The organism is Rhodococcus sp. WS3, assembly GCF_003797085.1.
Classification (GTDB): domain Bacteria; phylum Actinomycetota; class Actinomycetes; order Mycobacteriales; family Mycobacteriaceae; genus Rhodococcus_F; species Rhodococcus_F globerula.
In genome coordinates this window covers 1,253,417-1,271,941 of record NZ_RKMA01000001.1, presented here as the reverse complement: position 1 = coordinate 1,271,941, position 18,525 = coordinate 1,253,417, and the positions used below count along the sequence as shown (strand labels likewise).

Sequence of the window (18,525 nt, the reverse complement as noted above, 5' to 3'; positions counted from 1 at the left end):
CTCCAAGGCGTGGATGGCGATGAGTGTCCGTGTGTGTGACCTTCCTCTCGGGCGATTTGGTATCGGGGTGGGCACAAAAGGCACACTTGACCGACTGATAGATGAACATCGCGCCTGAGGAAGGGTCCTTACTCGATGACTGTGAACACCCATGAAGTGACCTTGTTGACCCGTGCGGGATGTGCCTCCTGTGTAGGCGCGGCGGAGGTGCTGGCGCGGGTCTGCAGCGAGTTCGAGCTTGAAGTGACGTGCATCGACGTGGACGAAGCCGCAGCAAGCGACCCGGAACTGAGGGCCGAGTACGGAGACCGGCTACCGGTCATTCTTCTCGATGGGCGCGAGCACGGTTACTGGGAAGTCGACGAAGAGAGACTTCGAGCCGATTTACGCAAGTAAGGCAATGCTAAATATGGGGAAATCTGCCGCTCTGCAGGTTAAAGGCACATCGAACCCGTTCCAAGCAACTTTGTGCATGGGTTCACAAGCGGTTACCGTGGTGTGAACATTCCCCCCGGAGCATCGTGGAGGTCGACAACTGTGTCGGTCGGACGAGGAGCCAACGACGTGACCGAACCGCACCAGACGCACGAGCCATCGGCTCAGCGCGTCACCGGCGCTGCGGGCCGTCCTGTCACCACTGCTGCTCCAGTCGCTGCTGAGGTCGATTCCGCAACTACGCAGGATCGCGTCATCCCCCAGGCTACGGTGACCCGGTTGGCGGCATACCTGCGGGTCCTCGGAGTCATGTCCGATCGCGGTACGTCCATCGTCTCCAGCGAAGAACTGGCGCAGGCATCAGGCGTCGGATCAGCGAAGTTGCGCAAGGATCTTTCGTTCCTCGGTCCCAACGGTGTTCGCGGCGTCGGGTACGACGTCACCAAACTTCGCATCCGCATCGAGCGTGCGCTCGGGCTGGACCGCGGACACAAGGTTGTTCTGGTGGGCGTCGGAAACCTCGGGAAAGCACTGGTCGGCTACGGCGGGTTCAGCCGTCGTGGATTCGAGATGGTCGGACTCTTCGACAGCGACGCCGCTCGCGTCGGAACCCAGGTGGGGGATCTGACCGTGCGGGACACCGCCGAACTCGAATTCGCGTGCCGCGAACTGAAGGCCACCATCGGCGTCATCTCCACTCCGGACGAGGCCGCGCAGGACGTATGCGATCAGTTCGTTCGCGCCGGCCTCCTCTGCATCATGAGTTTCTCGCCGATCGCTCTCGACGTTCCGGATCACGTGGAACTACGACGGGTCGACTTGGCAGTCGAAATGCAGGTTCTCTCGTTCAACAGTGCACGCAACGCAGATCAGGCGTCAGCTGCACCAAGAGTGCGCGTCGCTCATGCGGCACCCGCTTCGTCCCGTCCCTCCACAAGTTCACCCGCTCCGGTCGGAGCAGGTTCGACAAGAAACGGATCAGTGATCGCGCCGTGAGTGTTTTGCTTGTCGGGGTTTCGCATAGAACTGCGCCCGTGCCGGTTCTCGAGCGAGTGGCGGTGACCGACACCGACCGTCCGAAGTTGATCGACAAGCTTCTGGCGTCGTCGCACATCACCGAGGCGATGATCGTCTCCACCTGCAACCGGGTAGAGGTATATGCAGTCGTGGACGCATTCCACGGCGCTCTCACCGAGGTCGGCGAGATCCTCTCCGACCATTCCGGTCTGGACCTGACGGCCCTGCATGCCCACGCCTACGTGCGGTACAGCGAAGCTGCCGTCGAGCATCTCTTTGCCGTCGCGAGCGGACTCGACTCGATGGTGATCGGCGAGCAGCAGATCCTCGGCCAGATTCGTACTGCCTACGCGTCGTCCGACGCGCAGCAGGCGGCAGGGCGGGTTGTGCACGAGCTTGCCCAGCAGGCACTGCGTGTCGGCAAGCGGGTGCACTCCGAAACCGGAATAGATTCTGCCGGAGCATCAGTGGTGTCGGTGGCGCTCGACCGCGCTGCCGGAATCCTCGGTGACGGTGGATTGGTCGGACGCACCGCAGTGGTTGTCGGCGCAGGTGCGATGGGCGGACTGTCGGTCGCGCACCTGACCCGCGCCGGAATCGATCGCATCATTGTGGTCAACCGCACCCGCGAGCGTGCCGAGCACTTGGCGGACACCGCTCGTTCCAACGGCGTCATCGCCGAAGCTGTTGATTTCGAGCAGCTTTCAGCGGTCATGGCGCAGGCGGACGTGTTGGTGACCTGTACCGGTGCGGTCGGAGCAGTAGTCACATTGGCCGACGCGCACCGCGCGCTCGCCGAACCCGATCGCAACCCGAACAAGCATCTTGTCATCTGCGACCTCGGTCTGCCCCGCGACATCGACCCTGCAGTATCGGGTCTGCCCGGCGTCACGGTCCTGGACATGGAAGCGCTGCAACGGGATCCGGCTGCGGGGGCTGCGGCATCGGATGCCGACGCTGCCCGCGCCATCGTTGCCGGTGAGTTGGCGATGTACCTGGCCGGTCAACGACTCGCCGAGGTCACACCCACGGTAACGGCTCTGCGGCAGCGCGCCGCAGATGTCGTCGAATCCGAACTGATGCGCCTCGATTCGCGGTTGCCCGATCTCGACGATCCGCAACGCGACGAAGTAGCACGCACCGTACGACGCGTCGTGGACAAACTGCTTCACGCACCTACCGTGCGCGTCAAGCAACTGGCGTCGGCGCCTGGCGGAGATTCATACGCGGCCGCGCTGCGTGAACTATTCGAACTCAGCCCGGCATTGCCCGCGGCAGTGGCCGCACCCACCGATCGGGTGGACGGCGATCGCGGTGGAAGGGACAAGCAGGTATGAGCACCACACCACTGCACTCCGAGGGCACCCTGCGGATCGGTACTCGCGGAAGCCTTCTCGCCACCACACAAGCCGGAACCGTGCGCGACGCACTCATTGCGGCCGGGCACCCGGCTGAACTGGTCATCATCAAGACCAAGGGTGATCAGTCCACCGATCCAGTGCAGAAGATCGGCGTCGGCGTGTTCACGGCGGAGCTTCGAGAAGCGTTGGCAGACAACCGCGTCGACGTTGCCGTGCATTCGTACAAGGACTTGCCCACTGCGCAGGACGAGCGTTTCGTGATCGCCGCGATCCCGCCTCGCGAAGATCCGCGTGATGCGCTGGTTGCCCGTGACGGCCTGGTGCTCGGTGAACTTCCGGCGGGATCCAAGGTCGGAACCTCTGCGCCACGACGAGTGTCACAGCTCGCGGCCCTCGGTCTCGGGCTCGACATCGTGCCGCTGCGCGGAAACCTGCAGCGCCGGCTCGGCAAGGTCGAATCCGGTGAACTCGATGCCGTGATCCTCGCTCGCGCCGGTCTGTCCCGCATCGGCCTCCTTGATCTCATCACCGAGAACATCGAGCCCGTTCAGATGCTTCCGGCGCCGGCGCAGGGTGCGCTGGCAGTCGAATGTCTCTCTGCCAATGAAGAATTGGTGGCGATACTCGCAGAGCTCGATCACGCGGACACACGTGCGGCGGTCATCGCCGAACGCGCCCTGCTGGCCGAACTCGAAGCGGGATGTACTGCCCCCGTAGGGGCACTCGCCGAAGTTGTCGAATCAATCGACGACAACGGCGGAATTTTCGACGAACTGTCGATCCGCGGCTGCGCAGCCGCATTCGACGGTTCGGACGTCATCCGTACCGGTGCAGTCGGTGCACCGGACAACGCCGAGGAACTCGGCAGAGCGGTGGCCCGAGAGTTACTCGAACTCGGCGCCCGAGAGTTGATGAACGTGACCACAGGCGAGGCCGCCGATGTTTGACACAACCTATTGCACTTGCACCAAGTTCCCATTTCGATACAGCGCACTGGAGAATCACCGATGACCCGAGTCCGAAAGAACACTCCCGGACGGATCCTGTTCGTGGGATCGGGACCGGGCGACCCCGCCCTGCTCACCGTTCGCGCACGCGACGTCCTCACCGGCGCAGCCTTGGCATTCACCGATCCTGATGTGGACAAGGGCGTCGTCGCTCTCGTGGGCATCGACATGGGTCGCGACGAGGAAACCGGCGAACTGATCGCCGACGTGCGTCCCGCACTCGGGGAACCGGCCGAGGTCGCCAAAACTCTTGTGCACGAAGCCAAGAACGGCCACGACGTAGTCCGTCTCGTCTCGGGTGATCCGCTTACCACGGATTCCGTGATCGCCGAGGTCACCGCGGTGGCACGCACCCAGGTTCAGTTCGAGGTCCTGCCAGGACTGCCCTCCGGCTCAGCGGTTCCCAGCTATGCCGGCATGGCACTGGGATCGGGACACACCGAAGCCGACGTGCGCGGCGAGGTCGACTGGGCCGCACTGGCCGCAGCACCGGGACCGCTGGTCCTGCACGCAACCTCCGGACACCTCGCCGAGACCGCCAGCGCGCTGGTCGAGAACGGCATGGCTCCGCAGACCCCCGCAGCGATCACCGTGCGCGGCACCACCCGGCAGCAGCGCACCGTCGAAGCAACGTTGGCGACGCTCAACGAGGCCGGCTCCGAACTGGTCGGCTCCTTGGTCATCACGGTCGGCAAGGTTGTCGCCCAACGCAACAAGATGTCCTGGTGGGAATCACGCGCACTGTACGGCTGGACCGTCCTCGTGCCGCGCACCAAGGATCAGGCCGGCGAGATGAGTGACCGTCTGGTCACCCACGGCGCCATCCCGATCGAGGTCCCGACCATCGCCGTCGAACCGCCGCGCAGCCCCGCTCAGATGGAACGCTCCGTCAAGGGACTCGTCGACGGTCGTTACCAGTGGGTCGTCTTCACCTCCACCAATGCTGTTCGCGCAGTGTGGGAGAAGTTCGAAGAGTTCGGCCTCGACGCCCGCGCATTCTCCGGCGTGAAGATCGCCTGCATCGGCGAAGCCACCGCAGCCAAGGTCCGCTCGTTCGGTATCAACCCCGAACTGGTACCGAAGGGTGATCAGTCCAGTGAAGGGCTGCTGGCCGAATTCGCGCCGTACGACGACGTTTTCGACCCGGTCAACCGAGTTCTGTTGCCCCGCGCCGACATCGCAACCGAAACCCTCGCCGAAGGCCTGCGCGAACGTGGCTGGGAAATCGACGACGTCACCGCCTACCGCACAGTGCGCGCCGCACCGCCTGCCGCCGAGACCCGCGAGATGATCAAGACCGGCGGATTCGACGCCGTGTGCTTCACCTCGTCCTCGACGGTGCGCAACCTTGTCGGTATCGCCGGCAAGCCGCACGCTCGCACTCTGGTTGCGTGCATCGGCCCGAAGACCGCCGAAACTGCCATCGAGTTCGGACTGCGCGTCGACGTGCAGCCCGAAACCTCGCAGGTAGGGCCGCTGGTCGAGGCACTGGCCGAGCACGCCGCTCGCCTGCGCGCCGAGGGTGCATTGCCGCCTCCGCGCAAGAAGTCACGTAGGCGCTAAAGCGCCTGTGCGCCTTTCTGGTAGTGCCCACTACCGGAAAGGCGCACAGCAACGTCCGACGAAGGAGAATCCGTCTCGTGTTTCCCACCCATCGTCCGCGCCGACTCCGGCGAACCCCTGCGCTTCGGCGACTGGTAGCGGAGACGACCCTCGAACCGCGGCACCTCGTGCTGCCGATGTTCGTTGCGGACGGTATCGCCGCCCCGCGTGAGATCTCCTCCATGCCCGGCGTGTACCAGCACACTCTCGACTCGTTGCGAGCAGCGGCTACCGAGGCGGTGAGCGCCGGGGTCGGCGGTCTGATGCTGTTCGGTGTGCCCAAGCCCGAGGACAAGGACGCACAGGGATCGGGCGCCATCGACCCCGACGGAATTCTCAACGTCGGATTGCGGGCTCTCGCAGACGAACTCGGTGATTCGACGGTCATCATGGCCGACACGTGTCTCGACGAGTTCACCGATCACGGGCACTGCGGAGTGCTGACACCGGCCGGCGCCGTCGACAACGACGCGACATTGATTCGATACGTCGAGATGGCGTTGGCTCAAGCAGATTCGGGTGCTCATCTCCTCGGACCGAGCGGAATGATGGACGGGCAGGTCGGGGCGATTCGCGGCGCACTCGACGCGGCGGGGTACACCGAGGTCGGTCAGTTGGCGTACGCAGCGAAATACGCGTCGGCGTTCTACGGGCCGTTCCGCGAAGCAGTCGGATCCTCGCTGCAGGGTGACCGTCGTACCTATCAGCAGGACGCGGCCAACCGTCGTGAGTCGTTGCGCGAAGTTGATCTCGACATTGCCGAGGGCGCGGACATGGTGATGGTGAAGCCCGCCATGTCGTATCTCGACATCCTGCGCGAGACTGCGGACCGTTCACCGGTGCCGGTGGCTGCGTATCAGATCTCGGGGGAGTATTCGATGATCACAGCGGCTGCGCAAAACGGCTGGATCGATCGCGACGCCGCAGTTCTCGAATCGCTGACCAGCATCCGACGTGCCGGTGCCGACGTCGTTCTCACGTACTGGGCGTCCGAGGTCGCCGGTTGGTTGTGAGCTCGGACCAAGCCGGATGATCATGAAGTGCCGGACAGATAGGCTGTCATCATGACCGAGCCGTGGCAGCCTCCTCGCCAGGAACCGCCGTACGACAACCAACCGTCGTACGACAATCAGCAGTATCAGAACCAGCAGTTCCAGAATCAGTTCCATCCGCTGGGCCCGATGCCGACCAATCCGTCGTCGCATCCTTCGGGCACGCAGAAGTCCGAGCCGCCGACCGACGTGGTGACGGCGATTCAGCTGTGGTGGGCAGTGGCTGTGCTCGGTGTGGTGCAGGGCGGCGCGATGATCGCGATGATGCTCGGTCAGAAGTCGTCGTTCATCGACGAGATGATGAGCAATCCCGCCGCCGCCGACGCGGGTCTCACCCGCTCGGACATCGAGAGTGTTTTCCCGATGGCTGTGGTGGTGTCGGTGATCATGATTTTGGTGTTCACCGCGCTTTTCCTGCTGGTCGTGCGATCGATGAGCCGCGGCAAGAACTGGGCGCGCATGCTGTTGACCTTTGGTGGGGTCTTCATGGTCGTCTCTGCGATTCCGGTGATTCTCGGTCTCGGTGGGGGCGGTGACGGTGCCACCCTGCTGTTCGGCGGCGCGCAGATCCTGCAAGCTGTCGCGGCCGTCGGTGCCATCGTGATGATGCATCGCAAGGAGTCGAATCCGTACTTTCTGAGGTTCCCCCCACAGTCCCGGTGAGGCGCCATGCGGGGTAGTGTGAATCAGGTCACGACGGTAGTTGGGAGAGGCAAGCGCAGTGCATTCTCGAGACGCTTTGAACGCCGAGGGCACACATGACGCCCCACGACCGCGACGCAGCTCGCGAACCGAAATGATCGTATTTCTGCTGTTGGGTATATCCGTGATCGCCACTGCACTCCTGGTTGTCGTGCCAGGAGTCGTGAGTGGCTAGCGCGGACTCGGCACCTGTGACGACGTCGAAGAAAGTCCGGCCCCCCACCGCTGTCAACGCTGCCTTCTGGTTGTGGATAGCAAGTGCATTCCTCCTGATCCTGTTCGGCTTGATCAGTATGTCCAGCGCGTCGTACGAGCTCCGCGAACAGTTCGCCGATCAGGGGGTGTCGGCGGACAACATCGATACCTATGTCACGTTCGTTCGTGTGTCCGGTGTGGCGCTGTTGCTCAGCGGATTGATCATCGGCGGCTTGGCCGGACCGACGCGGCTCGGCCGGAGGTTGTGTCGACGGATACTCGTCATCTATTCGGGAGTCTTTGTGTGGCTCCAGCTGGCACTGGTGATCACCGGTATCAGCACCGCTCTGGCGTTGGTTGTTCCGGTGATGCTGATCAGCGCGGGGGTGTCGATTTATCGGGGCTCGACGCGCAGCTGGTTTGCTCATGGCTGACAACGCGTCCGAGGTTCTGTTCTACGAGCCTGGTTCGCGGATGTCGGCTGTTGCCCTCGGTCCGGCGTTCTGCCTGGTGGCTCTGGTGATCGAATTGTTTACCGGGCCGGTGGTGCACTGGTTCGGATTGGCAATGTTCGCGGTGATTCTGACGGGCTTGGTCTACGTGCAGGTCACTGCCGCGCGCCGGCATGTGAGCGTCGAGTTGACCGACGCGATGCTTCGTCAGGGCACCGAGGAGGTTCCGGTCGACGAAATCGCCGAGGTGTTTCCCGAATCGGACGACTCCGCCTACGAAGACGAAATGGAGCCGTGGGAAACCGCCCGAGCGCTCGGCGAACTGTCCGGAGTGCCACGTCGTCGTCACAGCATCGGCTTGCGGCTGACGACGGGTGGTCTGGTCCGGGCCTGGGCGAAGGACGACATCGCGTTGCGTGAGGCGTTGAATCAGGTAATGGCGCGCCGCGGCGAAGCGGAAAGTGCGCGAGATTCCGAGAGGGTGTCCGATGACTAGAAAAGTCGATGCCAAGACCTTGGTTGGTGTTCTCGGTATGGTCGCGGCGCTGACGCTGGCGCTCGTGTGCTGGCGATCAGGGCTGACCACGTCGACCTTCGGTCCGATTATCGAGGGCGCACCGTCGTTCGAGGGCACCCACTACGACGGACTGTGGATCTCCGGTGCCGGTCTGGCTCTCTTGCTGGCCGGGCTCATGGCGATCGATGTGACGCGTCGGCTCCGTATGGCCTACGTCGCATCCGACTAAGCACTATACGGGTAGGGGGTATAGTGGCCTTATGAGTGGTTACAGCCCCGAGCAGGACGATCTGCTCAAACGTCTTCGCCGCATCGAAGGTCAGGTCGCGGGTATCTCGCGCATGGTTGCCGACGATCGGTACTGCATCGACGTCCTGACGCAGGTTTCGGCCGCAACCAGCGCGTTGCAGTCCGTGTCCCTGAAGCTTCTCGACGCGCATCTTGCCGGCTGTGTTGTCGAAGCCGCCAAGCAGGGCGGTCCGGAAGCCGACGCCAAGATCAAGGAAGCTCAGGCAGCGATCGCTCGCCTCGTTCGTTCCTGAGTAGCTGTTCGGTTCACTCCGTGATGGCCCGCGCGAGCGCGCGGGCGGAGAAGTTCACGAAATGCTCGGGTGTGATTTCTTTGGCGACGTTGATGACGATGGTGTCCGACAGGCCTTTGAGTCCGGAGAGCACAAGATGGATGAGCGCGGGGTCTTCGATCAACCGGCTGCCTTCGGCTGCAGCAGATTCGGTGAGCGCTCGAATCAATGCCGAGTTGAAGACCGCAACTGATGCGTGAAGTTCCCGCATACTGTCGCGGTCGGATCCGGCCATTCCCTCGATGTCGCGCCACGTGGTGGTGAGTCTGCCGACTCGCGCCCAATGCCGCGCAAATTCGGGAATCATGGACTCGAGTAGCGGCGTCAGTCCTTGCTCGCGGGGGAGCGAGCTCACAAAGTCCGCCATTTCCAGTTGGCTCTCGCTGAGCAGGGCGGCGAAGATGTCCTGCTTGTCGACGAAGTACTGGTAGATCAGGCCGGTGCTGGTTCCCGATCGTTTTGCCACCGCGCGAATAGTGAGCGCGGAGTAGCCGCCTTCGTCGAGGAGTGCGATCGCCGCGTCCAAGGTACGGCGTCGGCGCGCTTCGGCGTCGCCGTAGATCGAGTTAGTGCTGGTACTGCTCATTTGATCACCGTAGTCGGGACAGGCCGCAACCTCAATTGCAAATGAACGTCGTTCATTCTTGACCATAGGGTTTGCTATTCAGTGATACCAATCACAGAAAGAACATTGTTCGAAATAGAATGAACATCGTTCATTCTGGTGCTACGCTATGGCGCAGACCACATCGAGACCAGTGCGTAGCGCTGGACACTCTGCGGTCGGCCTGACGTTTCTTCCCGTATCCATCGGGAGGTCTACACAGTTGTGGAGTACCTATGACACGCACCAACGATGAACGCGCGGCGATCGAGATCGCCGCTGCGGCTGGAGAACTTCTGCTCGAACACCGGAAATCCCTCGGTGCGAACGACGTCGATGCCGCGACTTTCAAGGACGCTGCCGATCGGCTCAGTCACGACTTCATCGTCGCCGAACTTGCCCGACGCTTCCCTGCGGATGCGGTGCTGTCGGAGGAAGGCGCTGACGACCTCGCGAGGTTGAATGCGGATCGGGTGTGGATCGTCGACCCGCTCGACGGCACCCGTGAATACGGGGAAGCCGGCCGATCGGATTGGGCCGTGCATGTTGCACTGACCGAAAACGGTGTCCTCACAACAGGTGCGGTCGCGATGCCTGCCCTCGGCGTCACCTATGCAAGTAGTGATGATCGAACCGATCGCGGCGCTACGACGCCGGTACGCGTCGTCGTGTCGCGGACGCGGCGTCCGGAACCGGTCATGCGAATGGCTGACTCGATGGGCGCGGAGCTGATCGAGATGGGCTCTGCCGGCGCCAAAGCGATGGCGGTTGTATCCGGAGAAGCAGATATCTATGCACATGCGGGTGGGCAGTACGAGTGGGATTCGGCGGCCCCTGTTGCCGTCGCACGCGCTGCGGGACTGCATGTTTCGCGTATCGACGGCAGCGAACTTCGCTACAACCAGGAAAACCCGTGGCTGCCGGATCTGCTGATCTGCCGACCTGAACTCGCCCCGAAAGCACTGGAGGAACTGGGCCGATGACCACGACACTGACGCACCTCGAACGGCTCGAAGCCGAGAGCATCCACATCATGCGTGAAGCCGCCTCGCAGAGCGAGAACCCGGTGATGCTGTACTCGGTGGGCAAGGACTCCGCCGTGATGCTGCATCTGGCACGCAAGGCCTTCTACCCGTCGAAGCTGCCGTTTCCGCTGCTGCACGTCGACACCACGTGGAAGTTCCGCGAAATGTACAAACTTCGTGACAGTACCGCTGCTGCGGGCGATCTCGATCTGATCGTCTACACCAATCCGGACTGCGTGAAGCAGGGGATCAACCCGTTCACTCACGGCTCGGCCGTCCATACCGACATGTGGAAAACCGAAGGCCTCAAACAAGCCCTCGATCACTACAAGTTCGACGCGGCATTCGGCGGCGCCCGCCGTGACGAAGAAAAATCCCGGGCCAAGGAACGGATCTTCTCGATCCGATCGGCAGCGCACCGCTGGGATCCGAAGCAGCAGCGACCGGAGCTGTGGCGGATGTACAACGTCCGCAAGGCGCCGGGTGAAAGCCTGCGCGTCTTCCCGCTCTCGAACTGGACCGAGCTCGATGTGTGGGAATACATACGCCAGGAAGAGATTCCGATCGTTCCGCTGTATTTTGCCGACAAGCGTCCCGTCGTCGAACGTGACGGCGCCCTGATCATGGTCGACGACGACCGGATGCCCTTGTTGCCGGGAGAAACTCCGGAACTCAAGAGCGTCCGTTTCCGTACTCTCGGCTGCTACCCGCTGACCGGTGCCGTCGAATCGACCGCCACCAGCTTGACCGAGATCATCTCGGAAATGTTGCTCACCACCACCTCCGAACGCCAGGGACGGGTCATCGACCACGACTCGAGTGCATCGATGGAAAAGAAGAAGCAAGAAGGGTACTTCTGATGACTGTTTCCTCGGATCTGATCGCCGACGACATCGAGGCATACCTCGAGCGCCACGCGAACAAGAGCATGCTGCGATTCATCACGTGCGGCAGCGTCGACGACGGCAAGAGCACCTTGATCGGCCGTCTGCTCTACGAATCGAAACTCGTCTTCGACGATCAGCTGACGGCACTCGAAGCGGATTCGCGCAAGAGCGGCACCCAGGGTGAAGGGCTCGATTTTGCGCTCCTCGTCGACGGTCTCGCCGCCGAACGTGAGCAGGGCATCACTATCGACGTCGCCTACCGCTACTTCACGACAGAACGTCGCAAGTTCGTTGTTGCCGATACTCCCGGGCACGAGCAGTACACCCGAAACATGGTGACCGGCGCATCGACAGCCGATCTCGCGGTGATCCTTGTCGACTCACGCAAAGGCATCCTGACGCAGACGCGTCGGCACTCGTATCTTGTGTCGTTACTCGGGATCAAGCACGTGCTGCTTGCGGTCAACAAACTCGACCTCGTCGACTACTCGCAGGAGGTCTTCGACGCCATCACCACGGACTACACGAGCTTCGCTCACGAGATCGGTCTCGACGGGTTTGTCGCCATTCCGATGTCGGCATACAAGGGCGACAATCTCACCGAGCGCAGCGCGAATACCCCGTGGTACTCCGGGCCCAGCCTGATCGAACATCTCGAATCCGTGGACATCGACGATGCCGCCGCCTCGGCTCCGTTCCGGATGCCGGTGCAGTGGGTCAACCGGCCGGACCTCGACTTTCGGGGATTCTCGGGCCAGATCGTCTCCGGGACAGTCTCTCCCGGTGATCCGATCCGCGTGCTCCCCAGTGGAAAGACGTCCACTGTCGAGCGCATCGTGACGATGGGCGGCGACCTCGATGTGGCCGGTGCGGGCCGCTCGGTCACCATCACACTCACCGACGAGATCGACATCAGTCGCGGCGACGTGCTGTCCATCGGCGACAATCCGCCGGCCGTCGCAGACCAGTTCGAGGCCCACATCGTGTGGATGGGCGAGGCGCCCATGCTGCCCGAACGGCCGTTCCTGTGCCAGATCGGTACCGTCACGGTCACTGCGCGCATCACGAAACCGAAACACAAGATCAACGTCAACACACTCGAAAAGACCGCAACGACAACCCTCGAGCTCAACGAAATCGGTGTGTGCAACATCAGTTTCGATCGCGCGGTCCCGTTCGACCCGTACACGGGCAACCGTGACACCGGCAGTTTCATCCTCATCGATCGCCTCACCAACGGCACGGTCGGTGCCGGCATGATCACGCACTCGCTGCGCCGATCCGACAACATTCACTGGCAATCCGTGGACGTCGACGAGGCCGCGCACACCAGGCTCAAGGGACATAAACCCGCCGTTCTGTGGTTCACCGGGCTCTCCGGATCGGGGAAGTCGACCATCGCCAACGACGTCGAGCGCCAACTGCACGCTCTCGGCGCACACACCTATCTCCTCGACGGAGACAATGTCCGTCACGGTTTGAATCGAGACCTCGGGTTCACCGAAGCCGACCGCGTCGAGAACATCCGCCGCGTCACCGAAGTGACCCGCCTGATGGCGGACGCCGGCCTGATCGTTCTCGCGTCGTTCATTTCGCCGTTCGAGGCGGAGCGTCATGCGGCCCGTGAATTGATCGGGGACAGCCAGTTCGTCGAGATCTTCATCGATACCGCTCTTGCCGTCGCAGAGGAGCGAGATCCCAAGGGGCTGTACAAGAAGGCTCGACGTGGGGAGTTGGTGAACTTCACCGGCATCGACTCACCGTACGAAGCGCCGCAGAGTCCCGATATTCACATCGACACCAGTGTCACGACGACCGAGGATGCTGCGAGCGTCATTGTCGACTATCTCCGCGCCCGCGGAACCATTTCTTGACCCGCCTGAACATGAGGAGCCTTCATGCCTGACAGGGCTGAAATCATTTCTGTCGTAGAAGATTACGTCAAGTATCTCGGAAGTCACGATGTTGACAATCTGGTTGCGCTGTTTGCCGCCGACGCCGTTCAACACGAACCGTTGGGTGTCAAGACCTATCGCGGGGTCGACGAGATTCGCGCATTCGACACGGCAAACGCGCAGGTCGACTTCACAGTCAGCCTGCTCGGTCCGATTTCGGTGACGGGAAAGTACGCAGCAATGCAGCTTCGGGTGCAGCGCGTCGGTATGGCCGACTTCGCTGCCTCCGACCTGTTCGAGTTCGACGACAACTGCAAGATCGTCTCGTTGAGTGTGGTTCTCGATCCGCAGGCACTGTGTTGAGCGCTCAGGGCCTGCTGGCCGGCAAAGTAGTCGTGGTCTCGGGAGTCGGCCCGGCGCTTGGTCGTTCGATCGCAGTGCAGAGTGCGGCGGCCGGTGCGAAGGTTGTTCTGGCCGCCCGCACGTCCGAGCGTTTGGAATCGGTGGCAACCGAGATCCGTGATCGCGGCGGAATCGCTTTGGCGGTACCGACGGATCTCACCGACGTCGATTCGATTGCGTCGCTGGCGCAGACTGCCGTTGCTGAGTTCGGTGCCGTGGATTGCCTTGTGAACAATGCCTTTGTCCAACCGGCGCAGGTCCCATTGCTTGAAGCCGACATGGCTTCCATCCAGTCGGGCATCGACATCAACTTGCTTGCGGCGTTGAACGTCACACGCGCATTGGTGCCGGCATTGACCGAGGCGCAGGGGTCCGTCGTGATGGTCACGTCCATGGTGCTGCGCAATCAGCTTCCCGGGTTCGGGGCATACCGCGTGATGAAAGCCGGACTTCTGGCAATGGCCCGCAGTCTGTCGATCGACCTCGGTCCCAAGGGGATTCGAGTCAACTCCGTTGCCCCCGGCTATATCTGGGCGGACTCGGTCAAGAACATGTTCGAGAAGAAGGCTGCGGCCACCGGAGTCGACCCCAAGGTCATTTACGACGAGATCGCAGCGGGCGCCGATCTGCGCCGGCTACCAGAACCCGATGACATTGCCAACGCTGTCGTCTTCCTCCTGTCCGATTCGGCCAGGGCCATCGCCGGGCAATGTCTCGACGTCAACTGCGGTCACACGCACCACTGATCAACTCATACAAGACCGATCAATTCTCAAAGGACGTGTCATGACACAGGATTACGACGGCATTGGTTCCATCGAGGACTTGCACCAGGCTGCGCGCGAGGTGGCCGGTTACGAAGATTTCGGCAGTGACGGTTACCTCGATGGCCTTCGAGTTCTGCTCGAGTCGTTCCAGCAGGAAGCCGACCTCACTCCGCACGGCAAGGTGATTGCTCGCAAGATGATCATCGGAGCGCTCGCGGGACGACTGACCAGCGAGGCCGGATTCGCGAAATACCCCGAGCACGTCGATGTTCCGATCGAGCGTCCGATCTTCGTAGTCGGGTTGACTCGGACCGGCAGCACCGCGCTACACCGGTTGCTGGGCGCTGACCCGGCGCATCAGGGTGCCGAGATGTGGCTTGCCGAGACGCCGCAGCCGCGCCCGGAGCGCGACAAGTGGTCGGAGAACGAAGATTACGTTCGCTCAGACGCTTTCTACCGAGCCCGTCAGCGCAACGAGGCTGACCTGATGAAGGTGCATTTCATGGGGGCGGAGGAGGTCGAGGAATGTTGGCGCCTGCTGCAGCAGACGATGCTCTCGACCGCGTTCGAGACCGTTGCGTACGTACCGAGTTACACCCGGTGGCTGGCGAAGCAGGACTGGACCGAAACGTATGCGCGGCACAAGAAGAACCTGCAGCTGATCGGGCTGCACGATTCGGATCGACGATGGGTGCTCAAGAGTCCGAGCCACGTCTTCGCGATCGACGAGATCATGTCGGTCTATCCGGATGCGTTGTTCGTTCGCACATTCCGGGACCCGCTGACATCGATGGCGTCCACTTTCAGCCTTGCGGAGCAGGGCGGACACGATATGTCGAAGGCCTTCGACCGTCCGGCCATCGGACGCACCCAACTCGACCTGTGGGCGCGCGGTAACGCGAACTTCAACAATGCCCGTACCCGTTACAACTCCGATCAGTTCATCGACGTCGACTACAAGGACTTCATCTCCGATGCGGTCGGCACTGTCGAGAAGATCTACGCGCAGTTCGACCTGCCCTTCACGGACGAGGCTCGGGCCGCGGTGGATGCGTCGCATCAGGCGAGCCTCGCAGAACACCGTCGTCCGTCACACCGCTATTCGCTCGAGGAGTTCGGCGTGAGCGCCGCCGACGTCGAAGCGAAGTTCGCCGCCAGCTGATTGCTCGAAAAATCTACTAGAACAAGGAGACTCATATGAACGCTACTTGGGAAAAGTTCTGCGCAGATCTGCTCGAGGTCGGGAAGGTCCTGGAGGACGAGATCGTTCCTCAGGATCCGCTGACGCAGGCCGAGGGCGTCCGCTACCTGAGTCGGTTGCTCCGCTACGGCACAATCAACTGTGTCGAGTACACCGATCCGCGGTGGCCGCAGTTCACGTCCGCACCGAACCCGAACATGATGACGAAGATCGGTGCCGACAACCCGGACAACGTTTACATGCGCGCCAACATCTCCGGTAAGTACAGCTACCGGATCATCGGCAGCCGGGGCACGGTTCCGCTGATCACGTTCGGTTCACGCATCAATCGGTACCACATCGACGGCACGATGCTGCAGACCGGCGACCTGCACATCCACGACCTCGAGGTTGACGAGAACGGCCGTTTCGAGTTCATCGCGAGCGTGGACAAGCCGGCGGAAGGTGCCTGGCTGCCGCTGGCGGCCGACAGCAATCTCATCTCCGTTCGACAGACGTATCGGGATCGACGCAACGAGGTACCCGGTGAGCTGAGCATCGAGTGCCTGAACCCGGACGGCGACTTCGAGCCGCTGAGTCCGGAAGAGTTGGGCGTGCGCCTGAGCAAGTCGGTCGGGATCGTGAAGGGGATGGCGGAGACCTTCCTCGAATGGTCGCGCAAATTCCAACCGCACACCAACGAGATCTTCGACTGGGGACAGGACTACTTCCAGAACGCCGGCGGCGATCCGACGATCTTCTACTTGCACGGGTACTGGAAGCTCGCCGAGGACGAGGCGTGGGTCATCGAGACCGAAGTTCCGAACTGCGAGTACTTCAACTTCGTGCTGCAGAACTTCTGGGTGGAGTCGCTCGACTACAACCGGACGAACATCTACATCAACAACCACACTGCAAAGCTCAACGACGACGGAACCCTGACAATCGTGGTGGCGGCAAAGGATCCGGGTTACGGCAACTGGATCAACACCGATTCGCACGCGGAGGGGACCTGGGCGATGCGCTGGATCAAGGCGGACTCCCACCCGATTCCGACGTCGAAGGTAATCAAGCTCTAAGGCAGGCAGACTCACTCGGTCCTGTGTGAACAGTCGTACTACGTGGTCATATCGGCCGCGTAGTACGACGTTCGCCGCGCGGGATAATGTCACTGGTTCATCTTCAGCAGGGGAATCGTATGCACACCACAGTAATTCGGTCCACTACCCGCCTGGTTGCGCTCGGTATTGCCGGCGCGCTTCTGTTGACCGGCTGCGCGTCGAGTAGCGGCGACTCCTCGGATGCGAATCCCCAGACGCGCAGTGGTGCAGCTGGGTACGTCGGCGCACAGGACGCCGGGGAGCCGATCGGCGGGGGTGCTCTCACCTTCGGGTCCTATTCGTTCCCTTCCTCGCTGGATCCCACCAAAACTCAGGCTGCCGGCTCGACCGGCGGGACCGAAATGGCCGCAATCTACGACACGCTTGTGCGCAGCGACTCCGCAAGCGGGAGCTTCGTGCCACAGCTGGCGAAGTCGCTGACGAATAATGCCGACTTCACCGCGTACACGGTCACCCTGCCCGAGGGCTTGACCTTCAGCGACGGAAGCCCGCTCAACGCGGAAGCCGTGAGATGGAGCATCGATCGATTTGTGGCGGGCAAGGGGGATGTATCGCAGTCTTGGCTGAACATTGTGGAGCGGGTCGATACGCCGAACGAGACCACGATCGAGTTTGTGCTCAAACGGCCGTGGCGTCAATTTCCGGCACTGTTGTCGCTCGGCCCCGGAATGATCGTCGCGCGAAGTTCCGACGCAGGGGGAGCGTTCACTCCGATCGGGGCCGGGCCGTTCACCTTGGCCAAGTTCGCGCCGCACGAAGAGTTGATACTTGCCGCGCGCCCGGACTATCAGGGAGGTAAACCTCCGCTGGACACGGTGCGTTTTGTTCCCACCTCTGGCGCCCAGGCTCAGTACGAATCGCTGAAGAGCGGTCAGATCGACATGACGTACATCCTTCGCGACGAGGCCGTAATCAAACGCGCTCTCGACGACGGATACTCCGGCTACCTCAGTCCCACCGGTCAGAACGGGATCGGCACGATCAACAACCGCGAGGGCAGGCCAGGAGCCGACGTCCGCGTCCGCCAGGCAATCGCGTACGGGGTGGACCCGGAAGCCGTCAATACACGTGCGAACAACGGATTAGGCACTGCCAGTTCCGAACTGGTACCGGTGTCGTCGCGGTGGTTCAACAACACCGAAGGCATACCGTTCGATTCGTCGAAGGCAAAGACCCTGCTCGATCAGGCGAAAGCAGACGGATACGACGGCAAGCTCCGCTACCTCACGACCTCGGAACCCGGCCAACAGGCCACCGCATTGACGGTGCAGGCGTCGCTGAAAGCCATCGGTTTCGACGTCACCATCGACTACGCAACCGACGTCACGGATCTTGTTCGCAGGGTGTACAAAGACCACGATTTTGACATGACCAGGGGCGGCGCTCCGGTCGGGGAGGAAGCGCCATACATCAATTTGTACAACAGTATGGCCAGTGATTCGAAGAACAATCCTTCCGGTTTCGCAGATCCGGAAATGGACACGCTGATCACAGCCGTGCAGACTGCGCCCACCGACGACGCTGTCCGCGACGCCATCAGCAAGGTGCAGGATTACGCCAACGTAAGCGTGCCTTACGTAATCTGGGGCCCGGCAGCGGTATTGACGGCCTGGGACGACAACATTCACGGCGTCACACGCAACATCACGGATATCATGTTCTTCGACGAAGCCTGGATCTCACCGAAGTAAGTTGACTGCGCGAGACGATCCTGATGGACGTC

20 protein-coding genes are annotated in these 18,525 nt (G+C 62.0%); 19 read left to right on the top strand and 1 reads right to left on the bottom strand.

Annotated features, from left to right (window positions below):
• Window positions 1–135: 135 nt before the first annotated feature.
• From EEB13_RS05810 to EEB13_RS05760, 11 genes are all read left to right on the top strand, one after another.
• Window positions 136–396: a glutaredoxin family protein gene (locus tag EEB13_RS05810; RefSeq protein WP_033235492.1), complete on the top strand. Its 261-nt coding sequence runs from the start codon at window positions 136–138 to the stop codon at window positions 394–396.
• A gap of 141 nt (window positions 397–537) precedes the next feature.
• Entirely contained in the window at window positions 538–1,431 is an 894-nt protein-coding gene (locus tag EEB13_RS05805) for a redox-sensing transcriptional repressor Rex (protein ID WP_141484821.1), read from the top strand.
• The gene (locus EEB13_RS05800) at window positions 1,428–2,789 is read left to right on the top strand and encodes a glutamyl-tRNA reductase (RefSeq protein WP_033235490.1); all 1,362 of its coding nucleotides are present in this window, start codon (window positions 1,428–1,430) and stop codon (window positions 2,787–2,789) included. Before EEB13_RS05805 ends, EEB13_RS05800 begins: the two co-directional genes overlap by 4 nt.
• A complete protein-coding gene (gene hemC, locus EEB13_RS05795; RefSeq protein ID WP_141484820.1) occupies window positions 2,786–3,760 on the top strand; it encodes a hydroxymethylbilane synthase in 975 nt (324 codons plus the stop codon). Before EEB13_RS05800 ends, hemC begins: the two co-directional genes overlap by 4 nt.
• A 60-nt stretch (window positions 3,761–3,820) precedes the next feature.
• A complete protein-coding gene (locus EEB13_RS05790; RefSeq protein WP_033235488.1) occupies window positions 3,821–5,383 on the top strand; it encodes a uroporphyrinogen-III synthase in 1,563 nt (520 codons plus the stop codon).
• Between the two features lie 77 nt (window positions 5,384–5,460).
• Window positions 5,461–6,435 (top strand): porphobilinogen synthase, encoded by a 975-nt coding sequence (gene hemB / locus EEB13_RS05785; protein ID WP_033235487.1) that lies wholly within the window; start codon window positions 5,461–5,463, stop codon window positions 6,433–6,435.
• A 51-nt stretch (window positions 6,436–6,486) separates the two neighbouring features.
• Window positions 6,487–7,137 carry a hypothetical protein gene (locus tag EEB13_RS05780; protein WP_033235486.1) on the top strand — a complete coding sequence of 217 codons (651 nt, stop codon included), beginning with the start codon at window positions 6,487–6,489 and terminating at the stop codon, window positions 7,135–7,137.
• 206 nt (window positions 7,138–7,343) lie between these two features.
• Window positions 7,344–7,805, top strand: a complete 462-nt coding sequence (locus tag EEB13_RS05775) for a hypothetical protein (protein WP_230590253.1) — start codon at window positions 7,344–7,346, stop codon at window positions 7,803–7,805.
• Window positions 7,798–8,319 carry a hypothetical protein gene (locus EEB13_RS05770; protein WP_045063842.1) on the top strand — a complete coding sequence of 174 codons (522 nt, stop codon included), beginning with the start codon at window positions 7,798–7,800 and terminating at the stop codon, window positions 8,317–8,319. Before EEB13_RS05775 ends, EEB13_RS05770 begins: the two co-directional genes overlap by 8 nt.
• Window positions 8,312–8,569 (top strand): hypothetical protein, encoded by a 258-nt coding sequence (locus tag EEB13_RS05765; protein WP_033235484.1) that lies wholly within the window; start codon window positions 8,312–8,314, stop codon window positions 8,567–8,569. The genes EEB13_RS05770 and EEB13_RS05765 overlap by 8 nt, the downstream gene beginning before the upstream one ends.
• Before the next feature lie 31 nt (window positions 8,570–8,600).
• Window positions 8,601–8,882 (top strand): metal-sensitive transcriptional regulator, encoded by a 282-nt coding sequence (locus tag EEB13_RS05760; protein WP_033235483.1) that lies wholly within the window; start codon window positions 8,601–8,603, stop codon window positions 8,880–8,882.
• 13 nt (window positions 8,883–8,895) lie between these two features.
• On the opposite strand, the gene EEB13_RS05755 is transcribed toward EEB13_RS05760, so the two are convergent.
• Window positions 8,896–9,507 (bottom strand): TetR/AcrR family transcriptional regulator, encoded by a 612-nt coding sequence (locus EEB13_RS05755; RefSeq protein WP_033235777.1) that lies wholly within the window; start codon window positions 9,505–9,507, stop codon window positions 8,896–8,898.
• A 254-nt stretch (window positions 9,508–9,761) separates the two neighbouring features.
• On the opposite strand from EEB13_RS05755, the gene EEB13_RS05750 reads away from it, so the two are divergent.
• The 8 genes from EEB13_RS05750 (at window position 9,762) to EEB13_RS05715 (ending at window position 18,493) form a co-directional block, all read left to right on the top strand.
• Window positions 9,762–10,508 carry a 3'(2'),5'-bisphosphate nucleotidase CysQ gene (locus EEB13_RS05750; RefSeq protein WP_033235482.1) on the top strand — a complete coding sequence of 249 codons (747 nt, stop codon included), beginning with the start codon at window positions 9,762–9,764 and terminating at the stop codon, window positions 10,506–10,508.
• Window positions 10,505–11,410: a sulfate adenylyltransferase subunit CysD gene (gene cysD / locus EEB13_RS05745; protein ID WP_045063838.1), complete on the top strand. Its 906-nt coding sequence runs from the start codon at window positions 10,505–10,507 to the stop codon at window positions 11,408–11,410. Before EEB13_RS05750 ends, cysD begins: the two co-directional genes overlap by 4 nt.
• Window positions 11,410–13,311: a sulfate adenylyltransferase subunit CysN gene (gene cysN, locus EEB13_RS05740; protein ID WP_141484819.1), complete on the top strand. Its 1,902-nt coding sequence runs from the start codon at window positions 11,410–11,412 to the stop codon at window positions 13,309–13,311. Before cysD ends, cysN begins: the two co-directional genes overlap by 1 nt.
• A 24-nt stretch (window positions 13,312–13,335) precedes the next feature.
• The gene (locus EEB13_RS05735) at window positions 13,336–13,695 is read left to right on the top strand and encodes a nuclear transport factor 2 family protein (RefSeq protein WP_033235479.1); all 360 of its coding nucleotides are present in this window, start codon (window positions 13,336–13,338) and stop codon (window positions 13,693–13,695) included.
• Window positions 13,689–14,480, top strand: coding sequence for an SDR family oxidoreductase (locus tag EEB13_RS05730; protein WP_033235478.1), 792 nt, complete (start codon window positions 13,689–13,691; stop codon window positions 14,478–14,480). The genes EEB13_RS05735 and EEB13_RS05730 overlap by 7 nt, the downstream gene beginning before the upstream one ends.
• A gap of 40 nt (window positions 14,481–14,520) precedes the next feature.
• Window positions 14,521–15,663 carry a sulfotransferase family protein gene (locus EEB13_RS05725; RefSeq protein WP_033235477.1) on the top strand — a complete coding sequence of 381 codons (1,143 nt, stop codon included), beginning with the start codon at window positions 14,521–14,523 and terminating at the stop codon, window positions 15,661–15,663.
• A 35-nt stretch (window positions 15,664–15,698) separates the two neighbouring features.
• A complete protein-coding gene (locus EEB13_RS05720) occupies window positions 15,699–16,760 on the top strand; it encodes a DUF1214 domain-containing protein (RefSeq protein ID WP_033235476.1) in 1,062 nt (353 codons plus the stop codon).
• Between the two features lie 119 nt (window positions 16,761–16,879).
• On the top strand, window positions 16,880–18,493 hold the full coding sequence (locus EEB13_RS05715; protein ID WP_033235776.1) for an ABC transporter substrate-binding protein: 1,614 nt from the start codon (window positions 16,880–16,882) through the stop codon (window positions 18,491–18,493).
• Window positions 18,494–18,525 lie beyond the last annotated feature (32 nt).

What these genes read in the sequence shown, in the direction of transcription:
- EEB13_RS05810 (WP_033235492.1), top strand. Translation starts at nt 136, where the DNA reads ATGACTGTGAACACCCATGAAGTGACCTTGTTGACCCGTGCGGGATGT.
- hemC (WP_141484820.1), top strand. Translation starts at nt 2,786, where the DNA reads ATGAGCACCACACCACTGCACTCCGAGGGCACCCTGCGGATCGGTACT.
- EEB13_RS05790 (WP_033235488.1), top strand. Translation starts at nt 3,821, where the DNA reads ATGACCCGAGTCCGAAAGAACACTCCCGGACGGATCCTGTTCGTGGGA.
- EEB13_RS05780 (WP_033235486.1), top strand. Translation starts at nt 6,487, where the DNA reads ATGACCGAGCCGTGGCAGCCTCCTCGCCAGGAACCGCCGTACGACAAC.
- EEB13_RS05770 (WP_045063842.1), top strand. Translation starts at nt 7,798, where the DNA reads ATGGCTGACAACGCGTCCGAGGTTCTGTTCTACGAGCCTGGTTCGCGG.
- EEB13_RS05765 (WP_033235484.1), top strand. Translation starts at nt 8,312, where the DNA reads ATGACTAGAAAAGTCGATGCCAAGACCTTGGTTGGTGTTCTCGGTATG.
- EEB13_RS05760 (WP_033235483.1), top strand. Translation starts at nt 8,601, where the DNA reads ATGAGTGGTTACAGCCCCGAGCAGGACGATCTGCTCAAACGTCTTCGC.
- EEB13_RS05755 (WP_033235777.1), bottom strand. Translation starts at nt 9,507, where the DNA reads ATGAGCAGTACCAGCACTAACTCGATCTACGGCGACGCCGAAGCGCGC.
- EEB13_RS05750 (WP_033235482.1), top strand. Translation starts at nt 9,762, where the DNA reads ATGACACGCACCAACGATGAACGCGCGGCGATCGAGATCGCCGCTGCG.
- cysD (WP_045063838.1), top strand. Translation starts at nt 10,505, where the DNA reads ATGACCACGACACTGACGCACCTCGAACGGCTCGAAGCCGAGAGCATC.
- cysN (WP_141484819.1), top strand. Translation starts at nt 11,410, where the DNA reads ATGACTGTTTCCTCGGATCTGATCGCCGACGACATCGAGGCATACCTC.
- EEB13_RS05735 (WP_033235479.1), top strand. Translation starts at nt 13,336, where the DNA reads ATGCCTGACAGGGCTGAAATCATTTCTGTCGTAGAAGATTACGTCAAG.
- EEB13_RS05725 (WP_033235477.1), top strand. Translation starts at nt 14,521, where the DNA reads ATGACACAGGATTACGACGGCATTGGTTCCATCGAGGACTTGCACCAG.
- EEB13_RS05720 (WP_033235476.1), top strand. Translation starts at nt 15,699, where the DNA reads ATGAACGCTACTTGGGAAAAGTTCTGCGCAGATCTGCTCGAGGTCGGG.
- EEB13_RS05715 (WP_033235776.1), top strand. Translation starts at nt 16,880, where the DNA reads ATGCACACCACAGTAATTCGGTCCACTACCCGCCTGGTTGCGCTCGGT.